The following is a 17584-nucleotide window of genomic DNA, read 5'->3' as shown; positions in this document are numbered from 1 at the left end:
GAATTTCCCCGAAATGAACGACAAGCAGAAGAAACCGCAAAAGCTCAAGGCCCGCCTTCCGCGCGGCTTCGTCGACCGCTCAGCAGCCGATCTCCGCGCCGTCAACGAAATGACCGCGAAGATCCGCGAGGTCTACGAGCATTATGGTTTCGATCCGGTCGAAACGCCGCTGCTTGAATATACCGATGCGCTCGGCAAGTTCCTGCCGGACAGCGACCGCCCGAACGAGGGCGTCTTCTCGCTGCAGGACGATGACGAGCAGTGGATGTCGCTGCGTTACGACCTGACGGCGCCGCTCGCCCGTCATGTCGCCGAGAATTTCAACGAGATCCAGCTTCCCTACCGCACCTATCGCGCCGGCTACGTTTTCCGCAACGAGAAGCCGGGTCCGGGCCGCTTCCGCCAGTTTATGCAGTTCGATGCCGATACTGTCGGCGCACCGGGCGTTCAGGCCGATGCCGAAATGTGCATGATGATGTCCGATACGCTGGAAGCTCTCGGCATCAAGCGCGGCGACTATGTCATCCGCGTCAACAACCGCAAGGTTCTGGACGGCGTGCTGGAAGCGATCGGCCTCGGCGGCGACGACAAGGCCGGCCAGCGCCTCAATGTGCTGCGCGCGATCGACAAGCTCGACAAGTTCGGCCCGGAAGGTGTGGCCCTGCTGCTCGGCCCCGGCCGCAAGGATGAATCCGGCGACTTCACCAAGGGTGCCGGCCTTGACCAGAGCCAGATCGAGAAGGTTCTCTTCTTCGTCGGCATCAAGGATTATGCTGAAAGTGCCGCCCAGCTGGCAGAGCTAGTCGCCGGCACCGGGAAGGGCGTCGAAGGCGTCGAGGAGCTGAATTTCATCGGCGCGCTCGTCACCAGCGCCGGCTATCAGTCCGACCGCATCAAGATCGATCCCTCTGTTGTCCGCGGCCTCGAATATTATACCGGCCCGGTCTATGAGGCTGAACTGCTCTTCGACGTCACCAACGAAAAGGGCGAAAAGGTTGTCTTCGGCTCCGTCGGCGGCGGCGGCCGCTATGACGGTCTCGTCTCCCGCTTCATGGGCCAGCCGGTGCCGGCCACTGGCTTCTCGATCGGCGTCTCGCGCCTGATGACGGCGCTGAAGAACCTTGGCAAGCTCGGCCAGCAGGATATTATCGAGCCGGTGCTGGTCACCGTCATGGACGGCGATGTCGGGGCGATGGGCCGCTACCAGCGCTTCACGCAGGAGCTTCGTGCCGCCGGCATCCGCGCCGAGATGTTCCAGGGCAACTGGAAGAAATTCGGCAATCAGCTGAAATATGCCGACCGCCGCGGTTGCCCGATCGCCATCATCCAGGGCGGCGACGAGCGTGCGCAGGGCGTCGTGCAGATCAAGGATCTGATCGAAGGCAAGCGCCTCTCCGGCGAGATCGAGGACAATACGACCTGGCGCGAGGCGCGCGTGGCACAGGAAACCGTTGCGGAAGCCGATCTGATCGCCAAGGTGAAGGAAATCCTCGCCGCCCAGGCGGAGGACCGGAAGAGGGCGGGCTGATATGGCCCTGATCAACCTTCCTGATTTCTCCGGCGAGCTTCTAGACGAATTTTCCGCCCGCAAGGCGGAGCGTATCGACACACCGGTCATCCAGCCGGCCGAACCCTTTCTCGATATCGCCGGCGAAGATCTTCGCCGGCGTATCTTCATGACGGAAAGCGAAACCGGCGCCAGCCTCTGCCTGCGCCCGGAATTCACCATCCCCGTCTGTCTGCGCCATATCGAGAGCGCAACGGGCACGCCGAAGCGCTATTCCTATCTCGGCGAAGTCTTCCGCCAGCGCCGCGACGGCAGCAACGAGTTCTATCAGGCCGGCATCGAAGATCTCGGCGATATCAATCTCGCCAGCGCCGATGCCCGCGCAATCGGCGATGCCGTTGGCATTCTCTCTCGCCTGCTACCAGGCCGGCAGCTCGCCGTCACGATCGGCGATCAGGCCGTATTCGAGGCCGTCGTGCAGGCTCTTGGCCTGCCGCTCGGTTGGCAGAAGCGGCTGATCCATGCCTTCGGCAATATGATCCAGCTTGAGAGCCTGCTGGCGGGTCTCGTGAGCCCGCAATTCGTCACCGGCCTCGACGATCATGTCGCAGGCCTTGTCGGCCTCGAGGATGAAACGGCGCTGATTTCCTATATCGACGAGACGATGCAGGCGACCGGCTATTCCACCAATGCCAGCCGCTCGCCGCAGGAGATCGCCCGGCGGCTCAAGGAAAAGCTCGTCCTCTCCGAGACCCGTCTCGATGATGCGGCCTTCCAGGTGCTGGAAAAGTTCCTGTCGCTCAACGTACCGCTGGTCAATGCTTCGGCAGCACTCTCGCATTTCGCCGACGCGGCGGGGCTGAAGCTCGGCAATGCGTTGGCCCGCTTCGATGGCCGTGTCGCTGCACTCTCCAATGCCGGCGTCGATCTCTCGCTCATCGAATACCGCGCCGCTTTCGGCCGCCCGCTTGATTATTATACCGGCCTCGTCTTCGAGGTGATGGTCGAGGGCTCGTCGGCGGTTCTGGCCGGTGGCGGTCGTTTCGACAGGCTGATGACCTTCCTCGGCGCCAAGGACCGTATTCCCGCCGTAGGCTTCTCCCTCTGGCTCGACCGTATCGAAACCGAAAGGGCAGCCGCATGACGATCACCATTGCGCTTCCCTCCAAGGGCCGCATGAAGGACGACTGCTCTGATATCTTCGAGCGCGCTGGCCTGAAAATTTATGCCGTCGGCAATGACCGCTCCTATCGCGGCCGCGTCGAAGGCTGGGACGATGTGGAAATCGCCTTCCTCTCGGCCTCGGAAATTTCTCGCGAACTCGGCAACGGCTCCATCGATTTCGGCGTCACCGGCGAAGACCTCGTGCGCGAGGGACTGGCGGAAGCCGACAAGCGGGTGGAATTCTGCGCCCGCCTCGGCTTCGGCCATGCCGATGTCGTCGTCGCCGTGCCGGAAATCTGGCTGGACGTCGACACGATGGCGGACCTCGTGGATGTCGCTGCCGACTTCCGCGCCCGTCATGGCCGTCGTCTGGCAATCGCCACGAAATACTGGCGCCTGACTCAGCAGTTCTTCTCCAGCCAGCACGGCATCCAGCTTTACCGCATCGTCGAAAGCCTCGGCGCCACGGAGGGTGCTCCTGCCTCGGGCTCGGCCGATATCATCGTTGATATCACCTCTACCGGCTCCACACTGCGCGCCAATCACCTCAAGGTGCTCTCCGATGGCGTCATCCTGCGTTCGGAAGCCTGCCTCGTGCGCGCCCGCAAGGATGCCCATGCCGATACGCCCACGGTGACGGCGATCGTCGAGGCTGTCCGCTCGGTTCTCTGATCACGTTGTTGAACATGCAAAACCCGCCGTCAGGAGAGACGGCGGGTTTTTGTGTTTGGGAGGAAATGGGATTAGCGGGCGGCAACGGCCTGCAGGCCGCGGCGTGCGTCGATCGAATAGGCACCGGCACCGACGGTGGCGAGCAGGATGTATGCGCCGGCCAGTGTGATGTTCTTCATGACCATGATCTGGTTGAGGATATTCACGAGTTCGGTGCCACTTGCGTAGGGCAGATGGAAGACAACGGCCGTGAAGACACAAAAGCCGGCGAGCAGCCAGCCGACAATGCGGACCTGGAAGCCCGTGAGAACCGCAAGGCCGGCCAGCAGTTCGAAGAGGCCTGCAACATAGGCCAGGAGGGTTGCTGCCGGCAGGCCGGCACCGGCGATCATGCCGGCAGTACCGGCAGCATCGGTCACCTTGCCGAAGCCGGCAAGGATGAACATGAAGGACAGAAGAATGCGGGCGAGAAGGATGAGGGCGTTATTCGTATTCGACATGAACGTTGCTCCGTTGAATGGCTCTTGAGGTCTTGATGCCCCGGCACCGTGTTGGACCTCGGATGCCCTCTATTTCGCCTTTTTCTGACGTTGGGGAAAGATAAACGTCAGCGGACAGTTTGTTCACTAATATGAAACGATCGGTTGGCTTGCCTTGCATGGCGGCTGTCTTTTATGGTCGCCGCCTCACCCAAGGAGAAACCGATGGCAGATCTTTCCGCATTTCCGATCACCAGCCGCTGGCCGACGAAAAACCCCGACATTATCCAGCTTTATTCGCTTCAGACGCCGAATGGCGTGAAGATTTCAGTGGCGCTGGAGGAGCTCGCTCTGCCCTATGAGCCCCATTATGTGTCCTTCGCGATGACGGATCAGAAGACGGCGGAATTCGTATCGCTGAACCCAAACGGCCGTATCCCAGCGATCGTAGATCCCAATGGCCCGGATGGAAAGCCGATCGGGCTCTTCGAATCCGGCGCCATCCTGCTCTATCTGGCGGAAAAGACCGGCAAGCTGATCCCGGCGGATGCCGCGGGCCGCTATGAAACCATCCAGTGGGTCTTTTTCCAGATGGCCGGCATTGGGCCGATGTTCGGCCAGTTTGGCCATTTCTACAAATTCGCCGCCGACAAGGTCGCCAACAATTCCTACCCGGTGGAGCGCTACCGCGATGAGGCCAAGCGCCTGCTGGGCGTGCTGGAAAGCCGCCTGCAGGGCCGCCAGTGGATCACGGGCGACGAATACACCATCGCCGACATCACCACCTTCCCGTGGATCCGCGGCGCCGATATCTTCTATGGCGGCCGTGAAGTGCTGGACTATGCGAAATTCCCCGCCGTCATGGACTGGCTGCAGCGCTGCATCGCCCGCCCGGCGAGCGAGAAGGGCCTCAACATTCCGGTCAAGCCGGCCTGAGCTTTGGCCCGATTTTGGATTGAACGTTAGGCCGGTCTTGGGTCGGCCTAACCTTGCCCATTCATCGCAGCTAGCGCGAGGCGCAATACTGCGCCCATCTGGACATGGCTGGCACCGCTGCCGCTCCCTTTGGACGAGGCGGATCTGTGAACGATGACAAGATCGAGCGTCGGCAGCACGATCAGATACTGACCACCCCATCCACTGGCGTAGAACATCGGCACATGTGTCGCCATGCTGTCGCCCCCGGCGTGCGCTTCTGTGGCCCACCAGAGATAGCCATAACCATGCCCGGCGCCGACTTCTGAATGAATGGCGGTGCTGTCGCTGACCCAGCTTTCGAGAACGATCTGCTTGTCTCCCCAGCAGCCGGAACGCAGATAAAGCAGCCCAACCCGCGCAAGATCGCGGGCCGACATACTGATCTTATAGACCGGGTGCAATGATTGAGGACCATGCTGGAACCAGCCGTCTCCCGGCGCATAATCTTCCATCTGGAGCGGAAGGACGAGCCGCGACACGAAGGCGTCAAACAGATTTTGGTCTGTTGCGCGCTGGATGATCGTGCCGAGGACGTTGAAATCCCAGTTATTGTAGAACCAGTGCGTTCCCGGCGGATGGCTTCCTCTCGCCGGGCGTCCCTTCTCCGTGTCGTAGACCGAAGGCAGATAGACACCGGATCGGGCCATCAGCAGGTTCATGACGGTTGCCTGCCGCTCTGCCGGCGTCAGGGGCTCGGTGTCGTCAATATCAAGATCTGCGAGCGTCGCATTCGCGTTGATCCGGCCCTCGGCGATGAAGATGCCGTATAACACGTTGATCAGGCTTTTCCGCACCGAGGCGACGCTGGATTTGAGCGTAAGATCGCCCCACTGATAGACCAGCCGTCCCGCCTGGACGATCATGAATGCGGTGGATTCGCTCTCACTCAATCTAAGGGAAAGTGCGGCAAGGCCAGTCGGCGACCAGCCGGAACTTTCGCTGGCGGCATCCTCCCATCGTATCCCGGGAAAGATGTGACCCGCATCGGTCGGAGATGCGCTTTCCCTGCCCATGAGGCTCTCCGGATTGATCCTGTCGGCAGCACGAGGAGCAAGCCCACGTTTAAAGCGCGCTTACTGCCGGCTGGCGATCTGGCTGGCACCTTCCAGCTTGAAGCGCGGGAAGACGAAAACGCCGACCATGCTGCCGCTGTACTTTTCTTCCAGCCCGTTGGATTCGCCCATGCAGAAGAGCGGCTGGCGAAAGCCGTTCGGCATGATGATGGTCGTCGAAAAGCAGAAGGATGAGGAAAGCGTCGCAGCCTGCTCGAAGAGCTGCAGAACGTGGTTGCGGTCCTTGGGATCGTAACAGCGCACCAGGCTCAACAGGCCGCATTCCTGCGCCGAGAGACCGTGCAGCATCGCGCTCCACTCGCCGAGCCTGATGACTCCAGTCGAAAAGTCTCCGATCCAGCTTTCGGAGACGGAAAACTGCGCCAACATGTCGTGATTATGATTGTTGTAGTCCAGCGAGCCGGGCATCAAGGGTGCGGCAGCATTGGCTTTGGCGATCTTAAACAAGGCGTTCCCCAGTTTGGGTGTGGCTCCCCTGCCACACGCTCGGCAAACACAAAGAAACAGGATCACATAGCGCCAGGCATCATGCCTGTGCTTTCACCTTGCGGGAACAGCTGTTCGGCTGCGCATTTGATGGTCGCCGCTCGAATGTCTCCCGCAAGATTTAATCTCGTATGTTCGCGGAGACCTTCGGAATCCCGAATGTTCACGCATGGCCTTTGGCGTGTCCGTTCTCGTCTGTGGCGAGAATTGTTCCGGGGCGAACGTCAATTGCAGCGCGGATTTATAGGAGCTTTTGCGCAAACGGCAACGGCTTTTTCCGGGGCGTTAGGTTGACGTTATGATTGGATTTTGCCCGGATTGCGCGTTATCCGCTAGTTTTGTGTTCAAAAGTCTCATTTATGCGTTGTGGAAACGGTTTCACACACACCATAGCATGCGGTTTTCGTAAATTAGACAGCTCTGAGACCGAATTTCATTGAAGGGGAAAATGCTAAGTGCGCAAGCCTCGCGAAAGTTTCGGACCAAAAACCGCGCCTTAAGTCGTAGCTTAAGCCGCGGTTATTTTCGAATCGACTGAATAAAAAAGGGCGGCCCGAAGACCGCCCTTTCTATTCCGGAGACCGGAATGGATATCAGGGATGGCTTACGCCCATCACATCATGTCCATACCGCCAGTTCAGCGCGCTCGACGCGCTGAACCATCTTGGATGATGATGGGCGGTTTCATGGACGATGCTGTGAAAGGCCGTTGGCCTATCACATCATGTCCATACCGCCCATGCCGCCCATGCCGCCTGGCATTGCCGGAGCGTCCTTCTTCGGCAGCTCGGCGATCATGGCTTCCGTGGTGATCAGCAGCGAAGCAACCGAAGCTGCGTTCTGCAGAGCCGTACGGACAACCTTGACCGGGTCGACGATGCCCATGGCGATCATGTCGCCATATTCGGACGTCTGGGCGTTGTAGCCGTAGTTGTCTTCGTTCTTGTCGAGGACCTTGCCGACAACGATCGAAGCTTCGTCACCAGCGTTTTCTGCGATCTGGCGGACCAGCGACTGCAGGGCGCGGCGAACGATGTTGACGCCGGCTTCCTGATCCTGGTTTTCACCCTTGGCCTTGATCTTCGTGGAGGAGCGCAGGAGAGCAATACCGCCGCCCGGGACGATACCTTCCTGAACAGCAGCGCGCGTCGCGTTGAGAGCGTCGTCGATGCGGTCCTTCTTTTCCTTCACTTCGACTTCCGTCGAACCGCCGACGCGGATGACGGCAACGCCGCCAGCGAGCTTGGCAAGACGTTCCTGCAGCTTTTCGCGGTCGTAGTCAGAGGTGGTTTCTTCGATCTGGGCCTTGATCTGGGCAACACGGCCTTCGATGTCGGACTTGGCGCCGGCGCCGTCGACGATCGTCGTGTTTTCCTTGGAGATCGAAACCTTCTTGGAACGGCCGAGCATGTCGAGGGTGACAGACTCGAGCTTGATGCCGAGGTCTTCGGAGATGACAGTGCCGCCCGTGAGGATAGCGATGTCTTCCAGCATGGCCTTGCGGCGATCGCCGAAGCCCGGAGCCTTGACAGCGGCAATCTTCAGGCCGCCGCGCAGCTTGTTGACGACGAGGGTCGCAAGAGCTTCGCCTTCGACGTCTTCAGCGATGATGAGGAGCGGCTTGCCGGTCTGAACGACAGCTTCGAGAACCGGGAGCATGGACTGCAGGTTCGAGAGCTTCTTTTCGTGCAGCAGGATGAAGGCGTCTTCGAGGTCAGCAACCATCTTTTCCGGGTTGGTGACGAAGTACGGGCTCAGGTAGCCGCGGTCGAACTGCATGCCTTCGACGACTTCGAGCTCGGTTTCAGCGGTCTTGGCTTCTTCGACGGTGATAACACCTTCGTTGCCGACCTTCTGCATGGCTTCAGCAATGTCGAGACCGACCTGCTTGTCGCCGTTTGCGGAGATCGTGCCGACCTGGGCAACTTCTTCCGACGTGGAGATCTTCTTGGCCTTGGCCTGGAGATCCTTGACGACTTCAGCAACGGCGAGGTCGATGCCGCGCTTCAGGTCCATCGGGTTCATGCCGGCTGCAACGGCCTTGTTGCCTTCGCGAACGATGGCCTGTGCGAGAACCGTGGCGGTCGTGGTGCCGTCGCCGGCAATGTCGTTGGTCTTCGAAGCAACTTCGCGGACCATCTGGGCGCCCATGTTTTCGAACTTGTCTTCGAGTTCGATTTCCTTGGCGACAGAAACACCGTCCTTGGTGATGCGTGGAGCGCCGAAGGACTTGTCGATAACGACGTTGCGGCCTTTTGGACCAAGCGTGACCTTCACTGCGTCAGCGAGGACGTCGACGCCGCGCAGCATCTTTTCGCGCGCGCTGCGGCCGAACTTTACTTCTTTAGCTGCCATTTTGAGAACTCCTGAAAAGGGGTGTCAGCGATTTCGATGAAAGACAATCGGCCGATTAGCCGATAATGCCCATGATGTCGGCTTCCTTCATGATCAGAAGGTCTTCGCCGTCGATCTTGACTTCCGTGCCCGACCACTTGCCGAACAGAATGCGGTCGCCGGCCTTGACGTCCAGCGGAACGACCTTGCCGGATTCGTCACGAGCGCCGGAACCGACAGCGACGATTTCGCCTTCCTGCGGCTTTTCCTTGGCGGTGTCCGGGATGATGATGCCACCCTTGGTCTTCGCTTCGGATTCAACGCGACGGACGACGACGCGATCGTGAAGCGGGCGGAAATTGGTGCTTGCCATTGCTAATCCCTCGATCAAATGACATTCGCGGACCGGGTTGGTCCACAATGAAGGTGTTAGCACTCAACTCCCGTGAGTGCTACCGCCGTGCATTTAGGGATGGCTCCAGAAGGAGTCAAGAAGAGCCATCACGGATTTTTGTGCCGGAATTGTGGAGACAGGCGGGATTTGTCCGGCGTGGTTACCGAGCTTCGCTCCCGTCCAGCTTTGAACCTCCGGCGTTCTTCGCCTGACGCAGAAAATGCCTTGCCATTGAAGCCCGCCTTTGCAATGTCACCGGTGACTGAAAGCGAAGCAGGAAAGCGGAATGGCAAAGCGGATTGCGAACTTCTCCGAAATCACCGATCGATACGATGCGGTGCTCTGCGATGTCTGGGGCGTCGTGCACAACGGCGTCGATCCCTTTCCGAAGGCCGGGGAAGCGCTCCAGGCCGCCCGTGCCGCTGGCCTCACTGTCGTTCTCATTACCAATTCGCCGCGCGTCTCCTGGCAGGTCGTCGAGCAACTCCGCCAGATCGGCGTACCCGACGACGCCTATGATCGCATCGTCACTTCGGGCGATGTCACCCGTGCGCTGATTGCCGAAGGCCCACGGCAGGTCTTCCTGCTCGGCCCGGAGCGCGACAATCCGATCCTTGAAGGCCTCGATATCGAGCGCGCTGCCGCCGGCGACGCCACTTCCGTCGTCTGCACCGGCTTTTTCGACGACGAGACGCAGACGCCCGAGGACTACACGGACATGCTGCTGGATTTCAAAGCCCGCAATGTGCCGATGATCTGCGCCAATCCCGACCTCGTGGTCGAGCGCGGTCACCGCATCATTCCCTGCGCCGGCGCCATGGCCGCCTATTATGAGCAACTCGGAGGTTCCACCCGGATCGCAGGCAAGCCACACCGGCCGATCTATGAGGCCACACTTGCCGCTGCCCGCGAGGTCCGTGGTGATTTCCCTGTTAACCGTGTGCTGGCGATCGGCGACGGCATGCCGACGGATGTTCGCGGCGCCTTGAATTATGGCCTCGACCTTCTTTACATCAGCGGCGGTATTCACGCTAAGGAATATACGCTGCACGGTGAGACCGACGAGGCGATCCTGCACGCCTATCTCGAACGGGAAAAGGCAGCGCCGAAGTGGTGGATGCCGCGCCTCGCATAAGAGAATTGAAGCCGATGACCGTTTTCCACCGCAATGAAACCCGTGATCCGCTGCCCGAGCATTTGAAGGGCGGTGTCATCGCCATCGGCAATTTCGACGGCGTCCATCGCGGCCATCAATCGGTGCTGAACCGGGCTCTCGATATCGCAAAAGAGCGCGGTATCCCCGCCCTGGTACTGACCTTCGAGCCGCATCCGCGCACCGTCTTCAAGCCGGATGCGCCGGTCTTCCGCCTGACGCCCGCACCGTTCAAGGCGCGCATCCTGGAAGAGCTCGGCTTCAACGCGGTCATCGAATATCCCTTCGATTACGAGTTCTCGCAGCGCTCGGCGGAAGAGTTCATCCATTCCATCCTGAAGGACTGGCTTGGCGCGTCCGAGGTGGTGACCGGCTTCGATTTCCATTTCGGCCGCGGCCGCGAAGGTGGGCCTGCCTTCCTGATGGATGCCGGTAACAGGTATGGTTTCGGCGTCACACTGATCGACGCCTTCCGCGACGAGAATACCGATGTCGTCTCATCGAGCCATATCCGCGCGCTGCTGAAGGAAGGCGATGTCTCCTCGGTCGCCGCCATGCTCGGCTATCATTATACGGTCCAGTCGAAGGTCATCGACGGAGAGAAGCTCGGCCGCCAGCTCGGCTTCCCGACCGCCAACATGCAGTTGCCGCCGGAAGCGGAACTTGCAGCCGGCATTTACGCCGTTCGTTTCCGCCTCGAAAACGGCGGGCTCTATGATGCGGTGGCAAGCTACGGCCGGCGTCCAACGGTGACAGAAAACGGCGTGCCGTTGCTCGAAACCTATCTTTTCGATTTCAGCGGTGATCTCTACGGCCAGACCTGTTCGGTCTCCTTCTTCGGCTATCTGCGCCCCGAACTAAAATTCGATGGGCTCGATCCGCTCGTCGCGCAGATCAAGCGCGACGAGGAGGAGGCGAGGGCACTGCTGGCAGGAGTGAGACCGCTCGGCGAGCTCGACCGCAAGCTCTGTTTCGATTGACCTCAGGCCGTGCCGAGCGCGGGCTGTGATTTCCGGCGCGGCAAAGGCGGGAAAGCGAGTGCAATTGCCGCCGCACCGAGCCCGACCAGCGCGGAGCCGATGAAGAGCCACGAATAGTTGGCATAGGTATCGTAGATCCAGCCGCCGATCAGCGGGCCGAAGGCCATGCCGATGCTGGAGAGCATTGTCGCCGCCCCGAACACCGTGCCGATGACGCGCGGGCCGAAATATTCACGCGCCAGCACGGCATAGAGCGGCATCACCCCGCCATAGGCGCTGCCGAAGATGACGGCGAGCGCATAGAAGTCCCCGAGCTTGCTGACGGCAAGATAGGTGGCAAGGGCCGCCGCCTGCACCAGCAGGCCTGCGATGATGACCGGCTTCACGCCGATCCGGTCCGCCAGCGTGCCATAGAGCAGACGCCCGCCGAGACCGGCAAGACCCTCGACACTGTAGATGCTGACGGCAGCCATCGGCGCAACGCCGCAGAACGTTGCGTAGCTCACCATATGGAAGATCGGTCCGGAATGGGCGGCACAGCAGGCGAAAAAGGTCAGCCCGAGCACGATGAACTGCGGGGAGCGGAAAACCTTCCACAGATTGGGGGCGCTGCCATCGGCTGACACTATGGCCTCATGCGCATCCTGCGGTGGCGACGGCCGCCGACGCACGAGAAGTGCTGCCGGGATCATCAGGATGAGCGCTCCGATACCGATGATCATCATCGCCGGGCGCCATTCATAGGTGGTGATCAGCCAGCGCGCGAAGGGCGAGATCGTCATCGGTGCAACACCCATACCCGCCGAAACCAAGGAGACGGCAAGGCCGCGGTTCTCGTCGAACCACTCCGTCGTCGCGGCGATCATCGGTGCGAAAAAGGCACTGGCCGAAAGCCCGACCAGCACGCCGTAGGTCAGCTGGAACTGCAGAAGCGTTTCCGCGCGGCTGGCAAGCATCAGCGCCAGCCCGAGGATGACGGAGCCGATCAGCACCACCGGGCGCGGTCCGTATCGGTCGCTGGCAGCACCCCAGAAGAAGCCGCCTACGCCCATGACGATGAAATTCAGCGTCATGGCGCTGGCGATGCCGGCATGCGACCAGCCGGTCGCGTCGGCGATTGGTTGCTGGAAGATTGCGAGAGAAAACATGGCGCCGAGAGCAACGCACGTCATCAGTGCGCCGGCCGCGACGATTACCCAACGATAGGAACTGCTCATATCCACATCACTCCTTGCGGGCGGGTTTGATAGGCATGATGAATTTCCCATGCCTGCGAGTCAAAGACGTTCGGGCAACGGGGAATTCGACAGGGGTTTTGGGATTTTTTGCATTGGGACCAGCAAAACTGCAGCCATCGCCTGTCCCAGGCGTTTGCCAACCGATCGCCCGCGCGTTGACCGTGCCCAGGCGCCGAAAGGCAATCTCGACATGGACAAGGGTTCTGGAACGGTGAGACAGTGAACGCCCTCGTTGCCGTCATCGTCAATCTGCCAGCGCCGGCACGGGGAGCTGCGAGAGCCTGAGCGTAGTTCCTGAATCTCGTTGGAGCGAAGCGGCAGGCATCCGGCCTGCGGCTTTTCGTGAGGCTGGGAGACTGAAATCCCTCTTCCTTTTCCGCTGAAAAGCGCTTATGAACCGGCGCAATGAGTAAATTCCGGCTGGCGCATTCGATACGAATTATCGGCCCGGTCTTCCGCGCGCGCTGAGCGGCCGGAAGGTCCGGGTTTTCGGCGCTTGGCTTGCGCGAGCGCTTTCCGTCACCACAGATTTCATATCCGCGTGCCCTTGTCGGGCCGCCAGAAGCGATTGTCACACATGACCGACACAGCCGAAAAGATCGATTACTCGAAGACCCTCTATCTGCCCGAGACGGATTTCCCCATGCGCGCCGGCCTGCCGCAGAAGGAGCCGGAACTCGTTGCCCGCTGGCAACAGATGGACCTCTACAAGAAGCTGCGTGCGTCGGCCGCCGGCCGCGAAAAGTTCGTCCTGCACGACGGCCCGCCCTATGCCAATGGCAACATCCATATCGGCCACGCGCTGAACAAGATCCTCAAGGACGTCATCACCCGCTCCTTCCAGATGCGCGGTTACGACTCCAACTACGTTCCCGGCTGGGATTGCCACGGCCTGCCGATCGAATGGAAGATCGAGGAAGAAAACTACCGCGCCAAGGGCAAGGCCAAGCCTGACCTGACCGAGCCGTCGGCGATGATCGAATTCCGCCGCGAATGCCGCGCCTATGCCGAAAAGTGGATCGCCATCCAGGGCGGCGAGTTCCAGCGCCTCGGTATCGTCGGCGATTTCGAAAACCCGTATCTGACGATGAACTTTCATGCGGAAAGCCGGATCGCCGGCGAGCTTCTGAAGATCGCCAGGAGCGGCCAGCTTTACCGTGGCTCCAAGCCGATCATGTGGTCGGTCGTAGAGCGCACTGCACTGGCGGAAGCCGAAGTTGAATACCACGACTATGAGAGCGACACGATCTGGGTGAAGTTCCCAGTCGCGAAGGGCCCTGATAGCCTCAAGGATGCTTCCGTCGTCATCTGGACCACCACGCCCTGGACGATCCCTGGTAACCGGGCGATCGCCTATTCCTCGCGTGTTGCTTACGGCCTTTATGAGGTAACGGCTGCTGAGAACGATTTTGGCCCGCGCCCGGGCGAGAAGATGATCTTCGCCGACAAGCTCGCCGAAGAATCCTTCGCCAAGGCAAAGCTGCAGTATAAGCGTCTCGCCGACGTCACGGCTGCCGATCTCGCCGGCATCACCTGCGCCCATCCGCTGCATGGCCTCGGAGGCGGCTACGAATTTCTGGTACCGCTACTCGAAGGCGATCACGTCACCGACGATACCGGTACGGGTTTCGTTCACACGTCGCCGAGCCACGGCCGCGAAGACTTTGATGTCTGGATGGCGCATGCCCGAGAAATCGAGGGACGCGGTATTGAGACCAAGATCCCGTTCCCGGTTGACGACGGCGGCTTCTATACCGCCGATGCGCCCGGCTTCGAAGGCGCACGCGTCATCGACGACAACGGCAAGAAGGGCGATGCCAACGACCGCGTCATCAAGGCGCTGATCGAGCGCAACGCGCTCTTTGCCCGCGGCCGCCTGAAGCATCAGTATCCGCATTCCTGGCGCTCCAAGAAGCCGGTGATCTTCCGCAACACGCCGCAGTGGTTCGTCTATATGGACAAGACCCTGGCGGACGGCACGACGCTGCGCACCCGCGCCCTGAAGGCAATCGACGATACCCGCTTCGTGCCGGCTGCCGGCCAGAACCGTCTCCGCGCCATGATCGAGCAGCGCCCGGACTGGGTACTGTCCCGCCAGCGCGCCTGGGGCGTGCCGATCTGCGTCTTCGTCGACGAGCAGGGCGAGGTGCTGCAGGACGATGCCGTCAACCAGCGCATCCTCGATGCTTTCGACGCCGAAGGCGCCGATGCCTGGTTTGCCGAAGGCGCCAAGGAACGTTTCCTCGGCAACGAGCATGACCCGGCCAAGTGGTCGCAGGTCATGGATATCCTCGACGTCTGGTTCGACTCGGGCTCCACGCACACCTTCACGCTGGAAGACCGGCCCGACCTGAAATGGCCGGCCGATGTCTATCTGGAAGGTTCCGACCAGCATCGCGGCTGGTTCCATTCCTCGCTGCTGGAATCAGCTGCGACGCGTGGCCGCGCGCCTTACAACGCCGTTATCACCCATGGTTTCACTATGGATGAGAAGGGCGAGAAGATGTCGAAGTCGAAGGGCAACGTCGTCTCTCCGCAGGACGTGATGAAGGATGCCGGCGCCGATATCCTGCGCCTCTGGGTCATGACCACGGACTATTGGGAAGATCAGCGTCTCGGCAAGACGATCATCCAGACCAATGTCGACGCCTATCGCAAGCTGCGCAACACCATCCGCTGGATGCTCGGCACGCTGGCGCATGACAGGGGCGAGGTTATCGCGCTTGCCGATCTGCCCGAACTGGAACAGCTGATGCTGCATCGCCTCTCCGAGCTCGATCAGCTCGTGCGCGATGGCTACGACAGCTTCGAGTTCAAGAAGATCGCCCGTGCGCTCATCGATTTCTCGAATGTCGAGCTTTCGGCCTTCTATTTCGACGTCCGCAAGGATGCGCTCTATTGCGATGCGCCCTCCAGCCTTCGCCGTCGTTCGGCACTCTATGTCATCCGCATGATCTTCGATTGCATGGTGACCTGGCTTGCTCCGATGCTGCCTTTCACCACGGAAGAAGCATGGCTCTCGCGCAATCCTTCGGCCGTCTCCGTGCATCTGGAGCACTTTGCTCCCGTCGCCAAGGAATGGCGCAACGATGCTCTGGCCGAAAAGTGGAAGCAGATCCGCGCGATCCGCAGCGTCGTTACCGGCGCTCTCGAAATCGAGCGCAAGGACAAGCGCATCGGCTCGTCGTTGGAAGCAGCCCCCGTCGTATATGTTGCCGACGCGGAACTGCGCAAGGCACTTGAGGGCCAGGATTTCAGCGAGGTCTGCATCACCTCCGGCATCACCATCAAGGCGGACGCCGGCCCGGCTGAGGCTTTCCGTCTGCCGGAAGTGCCTGAAGTCGCCGTCGTTCCGAAGCTTGCCGAAGGCGTAAAATGTGCCCGTTCCTGGCGCATCACCACCGATGTCGGTTCCGATCCTGATTATCCCGACGTTTCGGCGCGTGACGCAGCGGCACTCCGCGAACTCGGCATCCGTGCCTGAAGATATTTGCCGGGTGAATTGCCTTTATGGCGTTCATCCGGTAAAAGCTGCCTGAAAATGGCCGGATTTTTGCGTCAGGGGGACGATTGTCCGGTGGGCAGTACTGATTCCGGCATGCGGGAAGGGTTTTCATGTTAGCGACGCATTGGTTCCGTTTGGGCGCCTGCCTGTCTCTTGTTCTGGCGGCAAGCTCCACGATGTCCGGCTGCGCCAGCAGCCCGACCTACGGTACCGACAAGACCGCCATGGAACAGCTTGCCGACGACCTCGGCCAGTCCGTTTCGCTGACCGGTCCCGGCCCGAAGAACACCGGTGTGAAATATACGCCGCGCCCGACGCTGGTCATGCCTGCGCCCGCGCAGAAGGAAACGCTCGTCGCGCCGCAGCAGAATGTCGCCAACAAGGACAATCCTGAGTGGGTTGAATCCCCGGAAGAGGCCCGCGCACGCCTCGTGAAGGAAGCCGACGAGAATTCGGACAATCCGAGCTATCGTTCGCCGCTCGCCAGCTCCGCCATCGAGGGCGGCCGCCAGACGTCCGAAGCCCAGACCAAGGCCTATCGCGAAGCCCGTGCCCTGCAGAAGGGCGCCTATATCGACCAGCGCCGCTACATTTCCGATCCGCCGACCGAATATCGCGCCGTCGACGATCCTGCCAAGCTCGATGACCTCGGCACGCCGGAGCAGAAGAAGGCGAAGCAGCGCAAGAAGGATGCAGCGGTCGCCAATAGCGGCACCAAGTGGTGGCAGATCCTTCAGTAAAAGCAATTCAGCAAGAGTGCGCAGCGGTTTTGCGTCCGGAATTGCGTAGAAGCAAAACGGAAATGCTTAGCGGCGCGACGCGTTAAACCAGCGTTGCGTCAGCGTGATATGCAGAAGCTGGCACGCGAGAAAGACGCCACCCATCAAGGCAATATCGGCATTGCGCACTTGGTCGCTGAGCAGGATCGCGGCCATGATGATAGCTGCAAGCCCTGGAATGAAGGCGAAAGCGATCGTCCGCGGCGCCGTCCAGTTCACGCTCCCTTTCAGTGACCATTGCATCGGCAGCTTCGCCACGCCGGGCGCAACTGTCCGGTTGGCGTAGGCGGCAAGCACGCCCATGACGATGATGATTCCAATGGCAAGGATCATGGCACGTCTCTTCTTTCGGAAAAGAATGCCCTCAGCATATCCGCCGACTCGGTCTCGTTGAAGCCGGAATAGACCTCCGGCACATGATGGCAGGTCGGCTGGGTATAGAAGCGCACGCCACTATCGACCGCCCCGCCCTTCGGGTCTTCCGCACCGTAATAGAGCCTGCGGATGCGGGCGAAGGAAATGGCCGCCGCACACATGGTGCAAGGCTCCAGCGTGACATAGAGGTCGGCGCCGGCAAGCCGTTCCTGGCCAAGCTTTTCGCAGGCCATGCGAATGGCGGCGATCTCGGCATGGGCGGTGACGTCGTTGAGCTCCCGCGTGCGGTTTCCGGAGGCGGCGACTGCCGAGCCATCGACGACGACGACGGCGCCGATCGGCACTTCGCCGCGCTCCCCGGCAGCGCGGGCTTCCTCGAGCGCCATCTCCATAAATCGATTTGTCTTCACGTTCGCAAGAATTTCCACTTAACCGCAGGTGCATGACCTGATAGACAGGCCGAAAAG

16 protein-coding genes are annotated in these 17584 nt (G+C 60.7%); 8 read left to right on the top strand and 8 right to left on the bottom strand.

Annotated elements, in window-relative coordinates; translation table 11 throughout:
- Nucleotides 1-13 precede the first annotated feature (13 nt).
- The 3 genes from hisS to hisG are packed head-to-tail and all read left to right on the top strand — an operon-like array spanning nt 14 to nt 3343.
- A complete protein-coding gene (gene hisS / locus J2X71_RS02340) occupies nt 14-1528 on the top strand; it encodes a histidine--tRNA ligase (protein WP_113323885.1) in 1515 nt (504 codons plus the stop codon).
- Between the two features lies 1 nt (nt 1529).
- Entirely contained in the window at nt 1530-2651 is a 1122-nt protein-coding gene (locus tag J2X71_RS02335; protein WP_310378602.1) for an ATP phosphoribosyltransferase regulatory subunit, read from the top strand.
- Complete coding sequence (hisG, locus tag J2X71_RS02330) at nt 2648-3343, top strand: ATP phosphoribosyltransferase (protein WP_007814195.1); 696 nt, start codon at nt 2648-2650, stop codon at nt 3341-3343. The genes J2X71_RS02335 and hisG overlap by 4 nt, the downstream gene beginning before the upstream one ends.
- Before the next feature lie 71 nt (nt 3344-3414).
- On the opposite strand, the gene J2X71_RS02325 is transcribed toward hisG, so the two are convergent.
- Nucleotides 3415-3843 carry a DoxX family protein gene (locus tag J2X71_RS02325; protein WP_310378600.1) on the bottom strand — a complete coding sequence of 143 codons (429 nt, stop codon included), beginning with the start codon at nt 3841-3843 and terminating at the stop codon, nt 3415-3417.
- A 204-nt stretch (nt 3844-4047) separates the two neighbouring features.
- Between J2X71_RS02325 and J2X71_RS02320 the strand changes: the two genes are divergently transcribed.
- On the top strand, nt 4048-4758 hold the full coding sequence (locus J2X71_RS02320; protein WP_310378598.1) for a glutathione binding-like protein: 711 nt from the start codon (nt 4048-4050) through the stop codon (nt 4756-4758).
- A gap of 47 nt (nt 4759-4805) precedes the next feature.
- Here the strand turns inward: J2X71_RS02320 and J2X71_RS02315 are convergent, their stop codons facing one another.
- From J2X71_RS02315 to groES, 4 genes are all read right to left on the bottom strand, one after another.
- Nucleotides 4806-5813, bottom strand: coding sequence for a serine hydrolase (locus tag J2X71_RS02315; RefSeq protein WP_310378596.1), 1008 nt, complete (start codon nt 5811-5813; stop codon nt 4806-4808).
- A gap of 60 nt (nt 5814-5873) precedes the next feature.
- A complete protein-coding gene (locus tag J2X71_RS02310) occupies nt 5874-6320 on the bottom strand; it encodes a hypothetical protein (protein WP_310378593.1) in 447 nt (148 codons plus the stop codon).
- A gap of 756 nt (nt 6321-7076) precedes the next feature.
- Nucleotides 7077-8714: a chaperonin GroEL gene (gene groL, locus J2X71_RS02305; protein WP_310378591.1), complete on the bottom strand. Its 1638-nt coding sequence runs from the start codon at nt 8712-8714 to the stop codon at nt 7077-7079.
- Nucleotides 8715-8769: 55 nt separating this feature from the next.
- Nucleotides 8770-9066, bottom strand: a complete 297-nt coding sequence (gene groES / locus J2X71_RS02300; protein ID WP_007814205.1) for a co-chaperone GroES — start codon at nt 9064-9066, stop codon at nt 8770-8772.
- A 307-nt stretch (nt 9067-9373) separates the two neighbouring features.
- Between groES and J2X71_RS02295 the strand changes: the two genes are divergently transcribed.
- A complete protein-coding gene (locus tag J2X71_RS02295) occupies nt 9374-10222 on the top strand; it encodes a TIGR01459 family HAD-type hydrolase (RefSeq protein WP_310378589.1) in 849 nt (282 codons plus the stop codon).
- 14 nt (nt 10223-10236) lie between these two features.
- Nucleotides 10237-11220: a bifunctional riboflavin kinase/FAD synthetase gene (locus J2X71_RS02290; protein WP_310378587.1), complete on the top strand. Its 984-nt coding sequence runs from the start codon at nt 10237-10239 to the stop codon at nt 11218-11220.
- Nucleotides 11221-11222: 2 nt separating this feature from the next.
- On the opposite strand, the gene J2X71_RS02285 is transcribed toward J2X71_RS02290, so the two are convergent.
- Nucleotides 11223-12437, bottom strand: coding sequence for an MFS transporter (locus J2X71_RS02285; RefSeq protein ID WP_310378585.1), 1215 nt, complete (start codon nt 12435-12437; stop codon nt 11223-11225).
- A 598-nt stretch (nt 12438-13035) separates the two neighbouring features.
- Here J2X71_RS02285 and ileS point away from each other — a divergent pair.
- Entirely contained in the window at nt 13036-15942 is a 2907-nt protein-coding gene (gene ileS / locus J2X71_RS02280) for an isoleucine--tRNA ligase (protein ID WP_310378583.1), read from the top strand.
- Nucleotides 15943-16073: 131 nt separating this feature from the next.
- Nucleotides 16074-16703 carry a hypothetical protein gene (locus J2X71_RS02275; protein WP_113321884.1) on the top strand — a complete coding sequence of 210 codons (630 nt, stop codon included), beginning with the start codon at nt 16074-16076 and terminating at the stop codon, nt 16701-16703.
- A gap of 66 nt (nt 16704-16769) precedes the next feature.
- On the opposite strand, the gene J2X71_RS02270 is transcribed toward J2X71_RS02275, so the two are convergent.
- Together J2X71_RS02270 and J2X71_RS02265 are read right to left on the bottom strand one after the other, a co-directional pair.
- Nucleotides 16770-17075 (bottom strand): hypothetical protein, encoded by a 306-nt coding sequence (locus J2X71_RS02270; RefSeq protein ID WP_310378579.1) that lies wholly within the window; start codon nt 17073-17075, stop codon nt 16770-16772.
- A complete protein-coding gene (locus J2X71_RS02265) occupies nt 17072-17509 on the bottom strand; it encodes a nucleoside deaminase (RefSeq protein ID WP_310380035.1) in 438 nt (145 codons plus the stop codon). The genes J2X71_RS02270 and J2X71_RS02265 overlap by 4 nt, the downstream gene beginning before the upstream one ends.
- Nucleotides 17510-17584 lie beyond the last annotated feature (75 nt).

It is taken from the genome of Rhizobium sp. 1399 (assembly GCF_031455475.1).
Classification (GTDB): Bacteria; Pseudomonadota; Alphaproteobacteria; order Rhizobiales; family Rhizobiaceae; genus Rhizobium.
This window is presented reverse-complemented; position numbering and strand designations above follow the sequence as displayed.